The sequence below is a fragment of the Salegentibacter flavus genome (assembly GCF_900115145.1).
Classification (GTDB): Bacteria; Bacteroidota; Bacteroidia; order Flavobacteriales; family Flavobacteriaceae; genus Salegentibacter; species Salegentibacter flavus.
Genome location: NZ_FOVL01000018.1, coordinates 1 through 16,603, shown reverse-complemented (window position 1 = coordinate 16,603; position 16,603 = coordinate 1). Strand labels below are relative to the sequence as shown.

17 protein-coding genes are annotated in these 16,603 nt (G+C 38.7%); 7 read left to right on the top strand and 10 right to left on the bottom strand.

Annotated features, from left to right (window positions below; all coding sequences use genetic code 11):
- Nucleotides 1–21 precede the first annotated feature (21 nt).
- From BM266_RS13125 to BM266_RS13115, 3 genes are all read right to left on the bottom strand, one after another.
- Complete coding sequence (locus BM266_RS13125) at nt 22–2,469, bottom strand: zinc-dependent metalloprotease (RefSeq protein ID WP_093410509.1); 2,448 nt, start codon at nt 2,467–2,469, stop codon at nt 22–24.
- A gap of 166 nt (nt 2,470–2,635) precedes the next feature.
- Entirely contained in the window at nt 2,636–3,445 is an 810-nt protein-coding gene (locus BM266_RS13120) for an alpha/beta hydrolase (protein WP_093410508.1), read from the bottom strand.
- Between the two features lie 367 nt (nt 3,446–3,812).
- The gene (locus BM266_RS13115) at nt 3,813–5,111 is read right to left on the bottom strand and encodes a paraquat-inducible protein A (RefSeq protein WP_093410507.1); all 1,299 of its coding nucleotides are present in this window, start codon (nt 5,109–5,111) and stop codon (nt 3,813–3,815) included.
- A gap of 378 nt (nt 5,112–5,489) precedes the next feature.
- On the opposite strand from BM266_RS13115, the gene BM266_RS13110 reads away from it, so the two are divergent.
- Entirely contained in the window at nt 5,490–6,248 is a 759-nt protein-coding gene (locus tag BM266_RS13110; protein ID WP_093410505.1) for a potassium channel family protein, read from the top strand.
- A gap of 148 nt (nt 6,249–6,396) precedes the next feature.
- Here the strand turns inward: BM266_RS13110 and BM266_RS13105 are convergent, their stop codons facing one another.
- On the bottom strand, nt 6,397–7,122 hold the full coding sequence (locus BM266_RS13105; protein ID WP_093410503.1) for an acetolactate decarboxylase: 726 nt from the start codon (nt 7,120–7,122) through the stop codon (nt 6,397–6,399).
- Nucleotides 7,123–7,611: 489 nt separating this feature from the next.
- Between BM266_RS13105 and BM266_RS13100 the strand changes: the two genes are divergently transcribed.
- Both BM266_RS13100 and BM266_RS13095 read left to right on the top strand, forming a co-directional pair.
- On the top strand, nt 7,612–8,004 hold the full coding sequence (locus BM266_RS13100) for a hypothetical protein (RefSeq protein WP_093410501.1): 393 nt from the start codon (nt 7,612–7,614) through the stop codon (nt 8,002–8,004).
- Nucleotides 8,001–8,198 carry a helix-turn-helix transcriptional regulator gene (locus tag BM266_RS13095; RefSeq protein WP_093410499.1) on the top strand — a complete coding sequence of 66 codons (198 nt, stop codon included), beginning with the start codon at nt 8,001–8,003 and terminating at the stop codon, nt 8,196–8,198. Before BM266_RS13100 ends, BM266_RS13095 begins: the two co-directional genes overlap by 4 nt.
- Nucleotides 8,199–8,387: 189 nt before the next feature.
- Here the strand turns inward: BM266_RS13095 and BM266_RS13090 are convergent, their stop codons facing one another.
- A complete protein-coding gene (locus BM266_RS13090; protein ID WP_093410497.1) occupies nt 8,388–9,251 on the bottom strand; it encodes a DUF5694 domain-containing protein in 864 nt (287 codons plus the stop codon).
- 391 nt (nt 9,252–9,642) lie between these two features.
- Here BM266_RS13090 and BM266_RS13085 point away from each other — a divergent pair, with 391 nt between their 5' ends.
- Nucleotides 9,643–10,317, top strand: a complete 675-nt coding sequence (locus BM266_RS13085) for a hypothetical protein (RefSeq protein ID WP_245760447.1) — start codon at nt 9,643–9,645, stop codon at nt 10,315–10,317.
- A gap of 91 nt (nt 10,318–10,408) precedes the next feature.
- Nucleotides 10,409–10,651 (top strand): transposase, encoded by a 243-nt coding sequence (locus tag BM266_RS13080; RefSeq protein WP_093410493.1) that lies wholly within the window; start codon nt 10,409–10,411, stop codon nt 10,649–10,651.
- Here the strand turns inward: BM266_RS13080 and BM266_RS13075 are convergent.
- Nucleotides 10,632–11,264 (bottom strand): DUF6064 family protein, encoded by a 633-nt coding sequence (locus tag BM266_RS13075; RefSeq protein ID WP_093410492.1) that lies wholly within the window; start codon nt 11,262–11,264, stop codon nt 10,632–10,634. The genes BM266_RS13080 and BM266_RS13075 overlap by 20 nt on opposite strands.
- A 228-nt stretch (nt 11,265–11,492) precedes the next feature.
- On the bottom strand, nt 11,493–12,014 hold the full coding sequence (locus BM266_RS13070; RefSeq protein ID WP_093410491.1) for a GNAT family N-acetyltransferase: 522 nt from the start codon (nt 12,012–12,014) through the stop codon (nt 11,493–11,495).
- Between the two features lie 901 nt (nt 12,015–12,915).
- Here BM266_RS13070 and BM266_RS13060 point away from each other — a divergent pair.
- Together BM266_RS13060 and BM266_RS13055 are read left to right on the top strand one after the other, a co-directional pair.
- Complete coding sequence (locus tag BM266_RS13060) at nt 12,916–15,267, top strand: PAS domain S-box protein (protein ID WP_093410489.1); 2,352 nt, start codon at nt 12,916–12,918, stop codon at nt 15,265–15,267.
- Nucleotides 15,264–15,692: a response regulator gene (locus BM266_RS13055; RefSeq protein WP_093410488.1), complete on the top strand. Its 429-nt coding sequence runs from the start codon at nt 15,264–15,266 to the stop codon at nt 15,690–15,692. Before BM266_RS13060 ends, BM266_RS13055 begins: the two co-directional genes overlap by 4 nt.
- A gap of 142 nt (nt 15,693–15,834) precedes the next feature.
- Here the strand turns inward: BM266_RS13055 and BM266_RS17500 are convergent, their stop codons facing one another.
- From BM266_RS17500 to BM266_RS13045, 3 genes are all read right to left on the bottom strand, one after another.
- The gene (locus BM266_RS17500) at nt 15,835–15,963 is read right to left on the bottom strand and encodes a hypothetical protein (RefSeq protein WP_262506706.1); all 129 of its coding nucleotides are present in this window, start codon (nt 15,961–15,963) and stop codon (nt 15,835–15,837) included.
- Nucleotides 15,964–16,047: 84 nt separating this feature from the next.
- Nucleotides 16,048–16,293, bottom strand: a complete 246-nt coding sequence (locus tag BM266_RS13050) for a hypothetical protein (protein WP_093410487.1) — start codon at nt 16,291–16,293, stop codon at nt 16,048–16,050.
- A 47-nt stretch (nt 16,294–16,340) separates the two neighbouring features.
- A partial coding sequence (locus BM266_RS13045) for an ATP-binding protein (protein ID WP_175494759.1) occupies nt 16,341–16,603 on the bottom strand: 263 nt, incomplete at its 5' end.

The following is a 16,603-nucleotide window of genomic DNA, read 5'->3' as shown; positions in this document are numbered from 1 at the left end:
TCTTAATTATTTATATTATAGTTAAGCATCAACCGATAAAGCAGTATTAATTCTTGCAATCAAATCATTCCAGTGATATACGCTCAGTTGATCATTTGTTCTGTTTCTCCTGGCTCTAAGATCTCTTCTTAATTGCTCAAGATCTCCGCGCATCAGCGCTATAATATCGGTGGAAGTTACATCGTTGTTTTCCTCTTTTTTCAAATTCTGAACATATTCTGCAGCGGCATCTACATAGGCGCGCTGAATATTCCTTCTGTAGGCATCTACTTTCTGAGACCTGTACAGCTCCTCAAAAATGCCTTTTCGAAGGTCGTTCATCATTTCAACAGCGGTGTAAACCTTATTCCCGTTCACCTGCTCATTGCTTATCATGCGCTGCAGGCGACCTTCGTCCAGAAGGTCATTCAGTGCCCGGCTTTGAAGGCTCTGTACCCGCTCAATGGCGCCGGTAGCCTCAATGCGTTCCAGTAGTTCGCGATCCAACAGCCACTCCGGGGTGGTAAAAGCGTGTTCATTTAAAAATGCCACGGCAGATTTCTGTTTTTCTTCAGGCACCGGGGTATAGACGATTCCTTCCTGGTCGGCTGTTTTTCTGGTTTCATAGACACCGCCTACGTTGGCTACCACATGGGAAACATAACCTCTCCACATATAGGTGAGTTCGCGATAGACTTCAGTTAATTCAGAATAATCGGTATTGTCTTTTGAGGTCCATTCCACAAGATTTGGCACCACCTTTTTCAGGTTGGCAAGTCCGTATTTACTGGCTTTCACCTGGTCATCACCAAGGCTTTCTCTTTGGGATTGCGGATCAATTCCGCCGTAACCGTTTCCGAATTCATAAACAGGATCTCCCGCCTTTTCCAGGATCCACTGGCTTAGGATCGGTTTTTCTTCCTGCGGAGAATCGGCTTCAGGAATATATCTGTAACCCCAGTTGATCGCATACAGGTCGTAAGGCCCCATCATCCTGATGTAGCGTACCTCTTCATCCCCGGGCTGTGCCACATAGTTCACCCGTGCGTAATCCATAATGGAAGGCGTTAGGCCATACTTCTGGGTAAATTTCGCAGAACGCAGGGAATCTGTTGGGTAAGCCGCGCTGGCTTTCATGTTGTGAGGCAAACCAAGGGCATGGCCCACCTCGTGCGCGATCACCATGCGCATCATCTCCCCAATCTCCGCTTCTGGAGTGTTAAGGGTACGGGCCGAAGGTTTCTGCGCCCCGGCCTCGATCATATAACGGTTCCTGTACGAACGCAGGTGGTTGTGATACCAGATGATGTCACTCTCGATAATCTCCCCGGTCCGCGGATCTGTCACCGAAGGCCCCATAGCATTCCGTGTGGTGCTGGCCACGTAACGTACTACCGAGTAGCGCACATCTTCGGGGCTAAAATCGGGATCTTCCTCTTTGCTGGGGGGATCTTTGGCGATCACCGCATTTTTAAAACCTGCAGCTTCAAAAGCTACATTCCAATCTTCGATCCCCTGCCTGAAGTAAGGCCTCCACTTCTCGGGCGTGGCAGGATCGATATACCATACAATAGGCTCCACTGGCTCTACCAGCTCACCCCTTTTGTAAGCTTCAATATCTTTTGGAACGAGCTGCCAGCGGTTGATGATCCTGTAGTCATCACTCTTTAGCTCATCGGAATTATAGTCATACTTTCGGGTGGTGAACCAGCCCACGCGATGGTCGGCCAGCCGCGGTTGCATCTGCTCTTCGGGAAGCAGGATCATAGACTGGTTCATCATCATGGTAATAGTTCCAGCCTGGTCTCTTTCGGGTGGCTCCTCGGCTTCATAGGTCATCACGTGCTTCACCTCGATGTTTTCTGGAAAAGCATTGGCCGATTCGATATAGGAGCGGGATTTATCCAGTTTCTTCACTTTGTAGCGCTTCCGTAGTTCGGGCGATACACCGTTAATGGCGGTTACTTCTTCTTTAAAAAGATCACTCACTTCAATTACTGCAGAAGTTCTTTCATCATTATAAGCTGCGATCTTTGAGCTGAAAAGGATAGGAAAGAAGTTATTCGCGGCGACCGACTGGTAAATAGGCGAACCTTCTTCGCTTTCATTCTCGAAGCTAATCACCTTCATGTCGATATGGTTGCCTCTTTTTGACCAGCGAACCACCTGCTCGTTGGCCTTGGAGCCGGCATTGATATATCCGCCTCCAAAACCTGTGGGCACGCCGGCGATACGACTCACCAGCAGCATGTCTTTCTCCAGCATCTCCAGCGGAATTTCGAAATATAGCTTATCAGCTACAAAATGGGTGGTAAAAAGGCCTTCATCGCTCGTGGCTTCAGCAGTGATTACTTCGTTGTAAGGCTTGGTGTCATCCTGCGTCTTTTTTTGAGCCGGGGCCTCATCTGTTTGTGTCGATACTCCTTTTTGGGTTTGGCAACTTACGCCAACCGCCAAAAGCAGTCCGTACATCGGTATTTTTTTTATCATGGGTAAATGGGATTTTTAAAGTTTACAAGATAGAGAATGAAGTTATAATTACGAAATTAGAGTACGAAGAGATTTTGAGTCAGAATGGTTCCATTTATAGCCCGACCAAAGGCATATCTTTTTTCTTTTTCCGTTTTTCCCCGGCCCTATACTTGTTGCTTAGAACCTAATATCTCTCCAGAATTTTTGCGATTTCTTTTCTATACCGCTCTGTACTTAAAAAATTATTATGCCCCAAACCTTCCAGGGTGATCAAGGTATCTCCAGGTTTAAAATGCTGCTGGATTTTCAGGGAGGAGCCATAATAGACGACTTCATCTTCATCTCCGTGCAGGATCACCACCGGCATTTTGGCTGCTGACACATATTTTCCGGTTTCTAATTTGTACCTGAGCAGGAATGACGGAAAAACCTGTAGCGGCGTCGTATTTTTTGTCAGGTCGGGCAGGGAGTAAGGCGGCGCCTGCAGAATCAACAGTTTCGGATCGTTCCCAGCGGCTAGTCTTGCCGCCATTCCCGAGCCTATGGAATGCCCCAGCACAATGATCTGGCTTTCAGGATACTTTTCTTTTAATTCGTCATAGAGCATCTGCATGTCCTCATGCAGCTGAGCCTCACTTGTTATGGCACCTTCGCTTTTGCCATAGCCACGATAATCGGGGATGAAAACATCATAATTTAGAGCTGTAAAGGTTTCGGCCACGCTGCCCCAGCCTTCCAGAGAACCAGCATTTCCGTGGAGATAAAAGACCAGTCCTTTGGGCTCTTCTGCGCTGAATAACAGGGCGTGCAGCTTTTTAGTATCCCGCATTTCCACTGTGCCCTCTTCGAAATTTTCGTATTGCTGAAAACTGTAATCCTTTGGCAGCGTTTGGGGTAAAAAGATCATTTTCTCCTGGAAAAAGTACCCTAAAATGCAAATAAGCAGGTACAGAATTAATATGATAGAAAAGAAAGTGATCACTTGTGATTTCATTTTTTAGTTACAGACTGGATTAAAAAGATACATTTTTTCTCTTTATTTCTGTTAAGAAAAGGCTATTAGTCACGAAAATTTTTGGGAATTCATCTATCCATTAGTTCTGTTAATTGTTCGCTTTATAAAGCCACGAATACACGAATATTAGGCACTTATTTTTTCTGAAATTTTAAAATCCATTTTTGGAAACCTGCCCTTCTTCATACCGCTGCATCAAGTCTTTCAGAATTTGAGCTTTAAGAACTGGACCAGGGTTTAAAGCGTGGTCCAGGTAGATAAAATATTAAATTTACTGGCGCGAGGTCGTGAGAGCTCACGCAGCGGGTTTAGTGTAAGCGTTTTTTATGTGTTCCTCCCAGTCTCTTTATTTCTTAATTTTCTTTTTTTTACCTGTCATTTTTTTGAGAATACTGGAAAGGAGCAAACTAAACAGGACGAAGCCAATAAAAATGATGAATCCGGGTTGCAAAGATGTTTTATTGGTGGAAATACTTACCAATGATTCATTTTCAATATTCAGATTTGAAAGCTGGTGATCAAGTATTCCCTGGAAGCCTATATAGGCCATGAATACGGCGATAACATAAACATCTGCCATGCTCCACTTCCCCGATTTAAATGCAAAGAATTTAAGAATCTTGTTCTTCCTTAGTTTTTTATTTCCTGCCAGGTAGATTTGAGTGGAAATGAGTTTGGCAATGGGAAAAATAATACTGAAGGCAAGAATAAGGATCCCTACAAAGTATGAATCTATCTTTCCCGTTTCGAATAATATGCCAATCACCTGAAGAATACTTTTACTTTGAAAGAAGATTACCTGATTGTTAAAGCTAATCTGTTCTCCTATCAACAGGAAGTTCACTTGCTGAAAACGCGCATCTATTTCTATCATAGGGGCAGTAAGGCCTGCAAAAAGCAACACTAATGAAAACAATACAGAGATGATGAACAGAGGAGTATGTAGCGACTTCCGCCTTCTTAACAACCACCAAAGAAGAACAAAAGGCAGGATTATCCCGAGGAGGATATAAGTATGGAAGTAGGTTAGTGCCTCCAGTTCCCTGAGATCCTCCGGGATCTTCCGGTTGAAAGCTTCCAGATCTGCTACCCCGTATTTATCAAAAAGTGCATTCAGCCGCAAAACGGCGACCTCAGAATCTGCATGGGTGAGATCGCTGTATTCCTGCAGCTTGCTTTTTATGACATACTTTAGGGCTTCTTTATTCTCCGGTTTCTGGATTTCATCCACGATAGTCTGAGCAAACATGGGAACCAGGGCCCTGATCTTTTCTTCGGGAACCAGCGCTTTTACAGCAAATTTCCTCAGTTTTCCTTTTAAAGTCTTTTGTTTTAGATCAATCAAACTATCCCCTTTATCGATTCCGGTAGTAAGAATGTTCTCTACCTGGAGGACGAGCGTATCTTCCTGTTCAGCGGTAAATTCAAAATCGTCAATACGGTTCAGGGCCATATTGGTTAAATGATCCTTCCAGATATTAACCGACAGGATACCGTGGGTAATGCTGTTAAGTTCGCTGTAGTCTTTTTTGATTTCTGCCGCTTCCGAAGAGTATTTATAAACCAGAAAGCTGCTCCAGCCCGCTATTGAAAGCAATCCACTTGCAAAGAATACAAGTAGTAAACGCTGTAATTTTTTAGACATCAGTTTGCGGAGTTATTTCGAAATGTACTCCTTTTATCCGGATAAATACTGCGGGTTTGAATCTGGAAATACTGCAGGGGGCTTGCGTTTTTTTAAATGTGGTTTTCCAGTTACTCATTACTTCGGTCGCGATTGCAGCGGGCGCGAGGTCGTGAAATTGTAGATTCGACGCAGTCAAAGCTCACGCAGCGGGAGTTTTACTACTCATGTATATAGGTGCATAGGTTTCTACTTCTTTCAGCAATTAAAGTTTCCTTATTTTTCATATTCTTCCAAAAGCCCTTAACTTTAAAAGAGGAAGAAAAATCAAAATAATCTTTCAGATTTTGACGCTAAAAAACTCCCTGGTTTCTGTTAAAACTGTGAAAAACCGCCCGGATGACTGCTGTAATCTCTTTATTGGTAATAATTACGCTGTCCATACTTGCTACCCGTATTGGAACAATAGCCCTTGTTCATACCGGCCTTTCTAAAGAGGCTGCTAAGTTCCAGGCAAGATCTGCTTATTTGGGAGTAGGGTTTACCACCAAGGAATCTGAGTTGGTAGTTAACGATCCAGTGAGAAGAAAAATTCTCACTGTTTTAATTTTTCTGGGTAACGCAGGAATAATTACCACTATATCTTCAGTAATCTTCAGTTTTATATCGATAGAAGAATCAGGATTTTTTTCTACGGAAATTATTGTGCTTTTTTCAGGTTTGTTCTTCCTAATTGCTCTGTCACGCAGCAAATTTATTGATCAGAAACTTTCTTCTTTGATCGATAAAGCTTTGAGCCGCTATACTTATCTTGATGTAAAAGATTTCTACAGTTTACTGCATCTGGAAGAGAATTATCGGGTATCTGAAATCAAAATAAAAAAGGAAGATTGGCTAACAAATAAAACTTTGGAAAAGTTAGAATTAGATGCCGAAGGGGTTCGGGTTCTGGGAGTAAGGCGCCCGAATGGGAAATATATTGGAGCCCCAAAAGGCGAAACAGAGATTAAAGAAGGGGATGTTATAATTCTCTATGGCAAAACTGAAACTCTGCAATCGCTGGAAAACCGCAAAGAAGGAAGTACCGGGGATTTAGAACACAGCAACGCAGTAACAGAACAAAAGAGAAGGGAAGAAAAGCAGGAACAAGAAGATTAACTATTTTTATATTTAAAGCTTAAGCAGTTCACCAAGCCTGAAGCCTTCTAACAACATCGTTTTGAAGTCCTGGGACTTCCAGGGGTATTTTTGTGCCGTACAGCCTGAGATAGCACGAGTTCAGAGACTTCGCACAGGGGAGCTTACACTATTTTTTCGGCAGATACAATTTCATTTTTCCAATTTTTAATATGTCTAAATGTCCCATCTTGCTTTCGTCTTCTGTTATAAGGTGCATATGTAAAAATGAGTCGTGGTGAGTAAAAACGCCTTTATGTTCTGTTGAGAAAAATCCAATGATTTCAGATTCTTCATCGGTTAGTTCGTAGTTCGTTTGTCCTTGATGAGCATCGTCAGGTGAAGATACTTTCGTTCCTTGCGGGAGATCGAGAATATGAATTACCGCTTTGGATACGTTTCCTTGCAATTTGAAGGCAAAGGGTCGTTTGTAATTAGTTGTTTTTTCGTCAATGAACTTTTCTAACTCTGGAATAGTCTTAACATTTGAAGGTAATTCAATTTCATTCCATTCAATTACGTTGGCATAAACGAAAAAAGGTGCTGAAACATCAAATCTTTTTTCTACCGTCATTGTCGAATCAGAAGTTACCTTTGAAATGTAGCTTTTCCCGTTATTAATCAGTAACTCACCGGTCAAATAGCTCTCTGGTCCAAGTCCGTAAAGTCCGTTTTTGGCCGAAATTGTATCAAGATGGATGCTATCTCCTATTTCCCCTTTCCACATCACGTTTTTCATTGCACCAACCATTTTTATGTCGGAGTAGGTTTCAGATGTTTTTGTTTCTTTTTTTGTCGAGTTACAACTTATCATTGCAATGGTAAAAAGCCCGATTATTATTTTTCCTCCTGTCATATTTGATCATTTCAATTTAATTCCTTCTTCAAAGTTTCCTGACTTTGCCAAAGTTACTGTTTTTAAAAAGCTTTTTTAGAAGCTCATTTTTAATATTGGACCACGGTTTAAAGCGTGGTCCAATTAAATAAACCTCAGGCACGAGGCTGTGAAATCGCAGATTTTACGGAGTCAAAGCTCACGCAGCAGTGGCTCCGAAGTCGAAACTGAGGACGGGTTTAATATTTCGGTTCGCGGTTAACAGTATTAGATTTCCGGAGGGTATTTGGGAAAGTGTTTTTTGTTGTTGCGCGAATTCGTCAGACATGGCGTAGCTATAGAAGAGAGGGCTTGGCAGAACGGAGGCTAACACATTCAGGAGATTGTTCCAAATCCAGGCCGCCTCTTTTTTATTATTAAATATTTTGTAAATAAGACTTTACATTTTGTTTTTTTACAGTAACTTTGTAAAGCAAACATTACATAATGTAAACTATTAATTACATCAAAATGAAAAAGGAACGAAAAAAAAATCTTTACACCCTTGCCGCCTGGACGTGGAGTTGGGTGGCCACAATGGCAATTGCTGCTTTTGGGCCTATGTACATTTGGGATGACCACAGTGTTTTAACAGTTTTGGCCGTAGCAGTAAACTTTGTTCATGGAATTTTAATGATTTTCGCAAACAGAAGATTATTTAATAATTTTGATGAGCTGGAACGCAAGATCCATTTAGAGTCTCTGGCTTTAACATTGGGATTAGCGGTTGTTGTGGGCTTGTCATATTCTTTGCTTGACACGACCAATCTAATTGGTTTTGATGCCGAAATAAGCAACCTGGTGATATTCATAGGAGTAACTTATTTAGTCTTGGTCACTATTAATACCAGAAGGTACACATGAAAAACAAGTTAAAAGTGCTTCGGGCTGAAAACAGCTATACTCAGGAAGACTTAGCTGATATTATTGGTGTTTCCCGACAAACGATTAATGCCATTGAAAAAGAGAAATTTGATCCCAGTCTGCCAACAGCTTTTAGAATTTCCAAACTCTTTAAATTACCCATAGAAGCTATTTTTTATTTTGAGGAAACTTAAATGAGTTCAACTAAATTCCCAGCCGTAGAATTAAAATTTCTCCGGTTCTGTAGTTAAGGCGAAAGCAACCATCATCAGGAAGGCAAACATTTAATGGAAATCGGTTTTTTCTATCACTTCATCCCGTGCCACTTGTGTTTTTCAGTTTTTTAAGGTCAAACCAAATCATAGTTTTTTTATTTATTGTTTTTATTTCAAATATTCAAAAGTATTTACCATTTCATATTTAGGGCTTCGGCTAAAAAAATCCCTAAAAAAAGCTGTATGACTCGCTCCCATCAGAATAAAGACTCTATCGTCTTCATTTAAATCAATTCTATTCAGATTTGAATACATTCTGAGATTTCTTTGATAATATTTAGCGGCTTCATCTGCTCCTTCAAATCCGTTTTCAGTTCCAGCGTGAGTAAGCATATCAGCATTTACTGTTATTAGAAAGTCTAAATACCTGTCGTGATTTTTTAGCCTTAACTTATCGAGTAAATTCAGACTGTCTTCATTTATATTAACCTGTGGGTAGAATTTCAAAGAGTTTTCATAGTATTTATCGTACCACACAGAATCAATTGCGTTTTCAATTTCATTTCCGATATTGTAATTATATCCCATTTTATGATCGATTCCATAAATTCTTTTCGTTCCACAAATTCGTCCTAATTCAAAAGCAAGTAGTTCAATTTCAGATGGGCTTTTGAAAAACATCTCAGGATTCTTTAAATACTTATTGTATTCTGATTGCAGTTGCTTGTCGTACTCTGGGGGTGTTTCCACCAATATCACTGTTGGATTAAAAGAGGATAGCTTTTTCGCAATTTCATGCACTCTCTTTTGGTTTTCTTTATTCTGTTCATCAAATTCAGTCTTATTTGAATCTGATGTAAATCCCATATGAAATGTTCCGAAATTTAAAATTTGTATTTTATTAGATTCATTATCGGATATTTCTTCACTTAACCCAATGTGTTTATTTGCTTTTGATTCATTTGAAGGATTGTCTGTGCAAGACCAAAGCATAAAAAACATGGTAAAAACCAGCAACTTTTGTATTGTCATATTTGTACTTTTTAATTGGTTACAACTCCTTATATAATTTATTATCTATTTCTTTAGCCTTATTTTGCCCAAGCTAATTAATAAGTTACAACTCAAAATTGAGCTGTGCAAAGTCTCCCGACTTTGCCCAAGCCCCTATTTTTAAAAAGCTTTGGTAGAAGCTCATTTTTAAAATTGGACTACGGTTTAAACCGTGGTCCAATTAAGTAAACCCCTGAAGTGAGGCTGTAAAAACGGAGAAAGCTTTCGCAGTGCATAGGACCTTGCCCAGCCGGGTTAAAATCTGCACCGGTTTCTGAGGCAGTACGCTTTCAAAGTTGTGAGTTTATACAGCTAAATAGTGAAATTAATTGATTATACTCCGGAAAATATTACCCACGATTAAAATTTTATGATGAAATACAAAATAGAAGTAGAGGACGTTCGTACTGTTGATGAAATTACAGAATACTGGACAAATGACGATTATATTCAATTACTGGGAAAATTTGATTATCCTGATGCGGAAGATACCGGCACCGAAAGTTTAAGGGAATTACTTTTTATGGCCATTTCAGATTTCGAACCTTCTGAAGCTGCCAAAGTGGTTTTGGCTTACAAACTGGGAGAGCATTTATCTGAAGGGCAAATTGACCAGATATCCAATGATATGCTGGATGATACAGTGTGTGAGGAGTATCCTGAAATGGAATTGCAAGCAGCTTTATTTCATGTTAATCAACTCTTGTTTAAAGCTTACAACGGAAAATTTCCAAGCTCCAGCGCCACAATAATTCAGTGTTTCATTAGCCCTTTAGAAGAAAATAATGAGACCGTTCTTACCAAAGAAATGGTGTTGAAGTTGTTTAATGATGGTCTTTCTGACAGAAATATCGTCAAAAGATTGTTTGAAGAGCAATTAAAGGGAAATGCCGATTTTCCTGAAGCAGAAAATATCATTTGGGATCTGCAAAATCCGGAAAAAAACAAATACAGAATTACCACCTCAGGGAACCTGATCAAAAAGGAAGAGGTGATATCTACAGTATGGGAGAGTGAGATAGAATTATCTCCGGAGGATTCTTAATTTGTGATTAGAATTTAAAGTACAAAAAAGAGGCTGTCTAAAAAGGCAGCCTTTTTTTTGTATAATTAAGTGATCATGTTTATTTTTAAGCATGAGCAGCAAAGTAGTATTCAAGACTTACCAACAGGACCAGTTAAGTCTTCTTCCTCCCAGTTATGATGATTTAGTTCCCAAGAATCATCCCGTACGAATAGTAAATACAATTATCGAACATATAGACATCTCTGCTTTGGAGAAGAGCTATAAAGGCGGCGGTACTTCGAGCTATCATCTGCGAATGCTTCTCAAAGTTGTTATCTATGCCAATTCTCATTCTATTCTTTTTTTCTTGTAACCAAATAGATGAAAGCTGTTAAAGCAGAAAGAGCCATAATATAATCTGGATAAACACCAAAATTAAATGCCGCGCTTGTTCCAACAATTGTCCATAAAACAGGAATTGTTACTATGTATTTTGATAATTTAGGCTTTGTAAGCATCAGGAATCCAAATGTTAATATTGTAGACGGACAAGGCAGTCCGAGCGTAATAATCTTTTCAAGCGAATTTTCCAGGAAATAAATAAGAACAGGATAAATAACAATGGCGAATACTATAAAAAAATAGGCGATATAATCCGTAATTTTTCCATTAAACTCAAATTCAAGTTTCTTTCTGGAAAACGTCTCAATAAGAAAAATCAATCCTTGTAGCACGAAGAATCCTCCAAACACATAAGCTGCCTTATTGATTTCTGTAAAAAAAGTAAAATGATAAGCTATCCCTATCCATATCCACAAAACTCCCAAAAAACCACCAATGAGTTTGTTTTTGGAATTAATATTTGAATGTAAAATAATTACTGATAAAATTCCTAATAGGAGGATTATCAGCTGTACAGGAAAGACTGCTAAGTTATATTTTTCAATTATTTCAAAAAATTGTTCTGTTGTAAATGGAATTTTCATAATACCAGTCTTTTTAAAATCAACAATAATCAGCCGCGCAAAGTATTCAGAATTTAAATATTCCTTAAAGACTCCGGACTATACTAAAGTTACTGTTTTAAAAAGTTTTACTGGAAGTTTATATTTCCATAGTTGACCACGGTTTAAACTAAGGTCCATTTAATTAAACTTCTTTGCACGAGGTTGTTAAATCGTAGTTTCGTTGCTGTCTAAGCTCAGGCAGCGGGTTTAATTCAATTCTTTTTTCATTAAAATATCCGTTTGGGCATCTCCGCCCAGATTGAAGATATGTTTGTCAAATTTTATAAAGCCGTTTTTTCCATAAAATCTAATAGCCCGGGAATTTTCCTCCCACACTCCTAACCATATATAATCGGAATTTCTTTTTTTGGCTATTTCAATGGCTTTGTCATAAAGCATTTGTCCAATTTTTTTTCCAAGAAATTCCTGTATTACATAAATACGTTCAATTTCCAGGGCATTTTCATCCTGAAACTCTGTTTGGGAATCTCCATAGTTTACTTTTAGATAGCCAAGGATTTGCTGATCCATTTTAGCGAAATAGAATTCAGAGTTTTTATCCAGTAATTCAGTTCTTATTTTTTCTTTAGAAAAGTTGCTTTCTAAATATCGCTCCATATTATCTTTGGTGTTTTGAGAACCAAAGGCATCTTCAAAAGTTTGTTTCCCAATCTTTTGTAATGGCTCTAAACCCTCAATTCCCAGCTTTTCTATCCTGATATTTTTCATTACTAAACTACTTTATCGGCCTTGCTTTTTTTTGGCGCCATACAACTTATGGTTATAGCGCGAGGTCATGAGACCTCACGCAGCGGTGAATATGATTGCTCATAATAACATAACCATACAGAATAATTCCCTTTTTTTTTATACAATAGGATAAACTGTTAACTATGCAATCCCTATAAATTTGTCTGCTAAAAATATCAATCCAGTCTACAATAGTAGCGGTGATAAAGTGGGCTCTAGTTTGATCTTTTATGGTGTAACCTGCTTTCAAAATTATTCTTTCTTATCTAAAAATAAATAAAATTTAGCGGTTTAAATAGCACCGCTGCGCAAAGTCTTCAGACTTTGAGCCTAAAAATGTTCTTTTAATTTGGACTTTTTTCAAAGTCTCCCGACTTTGCCATGGCTACTGTTTTTAAAAGTCTTTCAAACAATATCTTTTGAAGTCATGAGACTTCCAGTGGCATTTTGGTGCCGTACAACCTGAGTTAGCGCGAGGTCATGAGACCTCACGCAGCGGTTTCGGGTTTGTTATTTTTTTGGTGATGACAGCCCTTGTTAAAAAAATATTAAAATTAAGAGCGCCTGAAATCCTCAAAAAGCATAAAAAACCGGGTAAAATGCACAAATAATTCAGGAATTATATAAAGCGCCGGTTTTAAATCGTATTTTTGAGAAAAACTAAATTATCTATTTAAACCGTTTTGGTTCAGCCGGATATCTGTATGAAATCCTGTCTGGAAGAAAGCAAAACGGTTTAAACAGTTAATTAAGGCCGAACCACTTGTGAAAGATCTTTAACATCCTTCCTTCTTTATTTTGTTCAAATTTCAAAATAATAATCGGGTAATTTTAATTTACCTGGTTCTTGTTTTGCCTAATCACCTTTAACAAAAAAAATATGCCCCACCAACACCCCTTTAGCCAGGTATTTCAGTTTACACCTGCTCCCAGTGTTGTTTTGCTGCCTGACGCTCCAAAATTTACTATTGTAGCGGTTAATGATGCCTATTTGGAAGTAGTAGATACACCTGAAAAGGATCTAATAGGCAAAGGCATTTTTGAAGCATTTCCTGGAAATCCGGAAGATAAGGTATCAAAAGGTGTTGAAAATTTAAGAAACTCCCTGGATCTTGTAATGGCCAAAAAGGATTTGCATAAAATGCCCCTTCAAAAACATGAGATCCCTATTCGCGGGACAACAAAATTTAAGGTCAAGTATGTCAATATTCAGAATATTCCGATAAAGGATGATAATAGCAATATCACTCATATTTTACATTCGGTTGAAGATGTAACGGATAAAAAGAACCTGGAAATAACGTTTGAAATTGAAAGACAGCGTTTCAATGATCTATACTTTCAAGCTCCTTCCAGCATGGGAATCTTAAAGGGACCCGATCATGTTTATGAATTGGCAAACCCACTCTCTTTAGAACTCATAGGGGTAGACGATGTTATTGGTAAGCCGGTAAAAGAAGTTTTGCCTGAACTGGAGGCTCAGGGAATTTTAACATTGTTAGACAAGGTCTACGAAACCGGAGAGACTTTTTCAGCTAAGGAGATGCTGGTGAAATTTGACCATTATGGCAACGGAGAACTCGTCGACAGGTACCTGAACTTCAATTACCAGGCAAACAGAGATGATGAAGGAAATATAAACGGGATACTTTTCTTTGCCACCGACGTAACCGAACTCGTAATAGCCCGCAAAAAAGTTGAGGAAAGTGAAAAACGCTATAAGGAACTAATTCAAAATTTACCCATTGCAACCTATTTCTGTGACCAGGAAGGAAACATATTATTATACAACAAAGCGGCAGTAGCTTTATGGGGAAGAGAGCCTGATATAGGAAAAGATAAGTGGAGCGGATGCTGGAAGATTTATAAGGAAAATGGCGAAGCGTTCCCTGTTGACTTGCATCCAATGTCTATAGCCCTAAAGGAAGGTCGCAAAAATATCATTCAGGAAGTAATAGTGGAACGTCCCAATGGAGATAAACTAAATGTATTGCCCCACCCTGTGCCATTTAAGGATTCAAGCGGTCAGGTGACAGGGGTGGTTAATATGCTGATTGATATTACAGATCGTAAAAAGGTAGAAAAAATTCTCAGCAAAAGTGAAATAAAATATCGTCAGATCGTGGAAACTGCACAAGAAGGTATCTGGTTGATAGATGAAGATAACAAAACCACATTTGTAAACAATAAACTTTGTGAGATTCTGGGATATACCCGGGAGGAGATGATGGGACAGGACATCTATTTTTTTATGGACGAAGATGCAAAGCAAATGGCAGTGCCATTCATGAAAAAGAAAAAAAAAGGCTATATCGGGCAAACACAATTTAAATATATTTCAAAATCCGGGAAAGAAGTATGGACCCATATTTCTACAAATCCTCTTTTTGATGAAAATGGCGTTTATAACGGAAACCTGGCTATGGTTACCGATATTACCGAACGAAGAAACACAAGGATAAAGCTCAAAAAATTAAACAAAGAGCTCGCTTATCAAAACCAGGAGAAAGAAAACCGGGCTGCGGAATTGAGCTTTTCAAATAACGAATTGATTAAAACAAATAAGGAACTGGACCGCTTTGTTTATAGCGTTTCTCACGATTTACGTTCCCCGCTCACCTCTATTCTAGGGCTTATTTCTTTTATTGAAGAAGAAAGCAGGGAACCCGACACCCTTGAACAGGTAAAGATGATCCGCAGCAGCATAAACCGCCTTGACGGATTCATTAGGAATATCCTTAGTTACTCTCAAAATAACCGCACCGGACTGGATACCCAAAAAATTCCTATCAGGAAAACCATACATGAAATTGTAGCCTCGGTGCGTAACATACAAAAGGCCAGTGGAATTTCTTTTCAGATTGATATTGGCGAGCAACATTCCTTTTATTCTGATTGGCATCGTTTTAATACAGTTCTTGAAAACCTTATTTCTAATGCCATTAAATACCATAAAAAAGATGTTCCCGGAAGGTATCTGAAACTTACCGGTACCTCAGATAAGGAAGAATTAAAGCTCAGCATCTCCGATAATGGAATTGGTATAGATCCTGAATTTCACAAAAAGATATTTGAGATGTTTTATCGCTTGCCCGGCAATATTGAGGGTTCCGGTTTTGGGCTGTATATTGTAAAGGAAACGCTTGAGAAAATGCAGGGGAGCATTGAAGTTCAGTCTGAAAAAGGAGTAGGAACTACCTTTAATATTAAGCTCAAAAATTTAAAAGTATGACGAATGAACTTCCAGTAAATTTTGAAAGTGTTATGATCATTGACGATAACCTTATAGACATCTATATTGTATCGCGAATGATCACTAAAAACAATTTCGGAAAAAAAATCTTGCAGTATACTTCTGCCATTGAAGCCTTAAAATATTTGCAGAAAAATCAGGAAAACATTCCCCTGTTGCCCGATGTGATTTTTGTGGATATATACATGCCGGGGATGTCCGGATTTGAATTTATGGTTGAATATGATAAATTGCCAGGGGCTCTAAAAAAACATTGCAGGGTATTCATTATTTCCTCATCGATTGATGAAGAGGACGTGGCTAAAGCAAAGAGGGATAAAAATATAGTGGCAATGGAAGAAAAACCAATTACCAAAGAATTTCTAAACGATTTAAAGCTTAGCTATAACATTTCCTTATCCTGATTTATTTTTTTTAAAAAATTAATAATCGGCAAGGATAGAATTCAAAATTCAACCGGCAATCTAATTTCATTCACAATTAGATTAATAAAAAAAGGACCTGATTTTTACATAAGGTCCTTTTTTTAGAAAATTTATCTTTTAATTAAATAGCTTTATTATTTGGCAGAAGATTAATCACAACCGTACGGTTGTAGGAGCGTTCTTCGGGAAGTTTATTTCCGAAAGGAGATTTGGCAACATCCTCGCCAAGTCCGTGAACTTCTAAAGTCACGTCACTTCTGTTTGAATTTGAAAGGGCACTTTCAAGAATTTTCTTAACGTTGTTGGCGCGGGCCAGAGAAAATTTTTGATTGTTCTAAATCTCTCCAATAATATCTGTATGCCCCTGGATGATGACTTTTCCATTATGTGGGATTTTTGGTGCTACAATCTCGGTAAGATATTTTTCATACCTGGCGATGGCTGTAGCATCATCAAATTCATAAAGGATACTGAATCTCATCCCTTCTTCTAATTCAGATGGAGTCCATTTTACTACGTTAATGTTAGATTCTTCAGTCACTTGGATATACTGGTGATGCTGACCCCTCGTACTGGCCATACTGACCCCTCAAGGATTTTGGTCAAAAAGATAAGATAATGACAATATTACAGTTTTTTTCTAAGACTTTCTCCCTTTAATTCTATGCGATGGGAAGTGTGTACTAATCGGTCTAAAATGGCATCTGCAATACTTGCTTCCCCGATAATATCATACCAGCTTCCTACCGGTAACTGGCTGGCAATAATGGTAGATGATCTTCCGTGACGATCTTCAATAATTTCCATCAGATCCATTTGCTGTTTTCTGTCCAAATGAGCCAGACCAAAGTCGTCCAGGATCAGTAGTTTGGCTTTGGCCAGCTTATCAA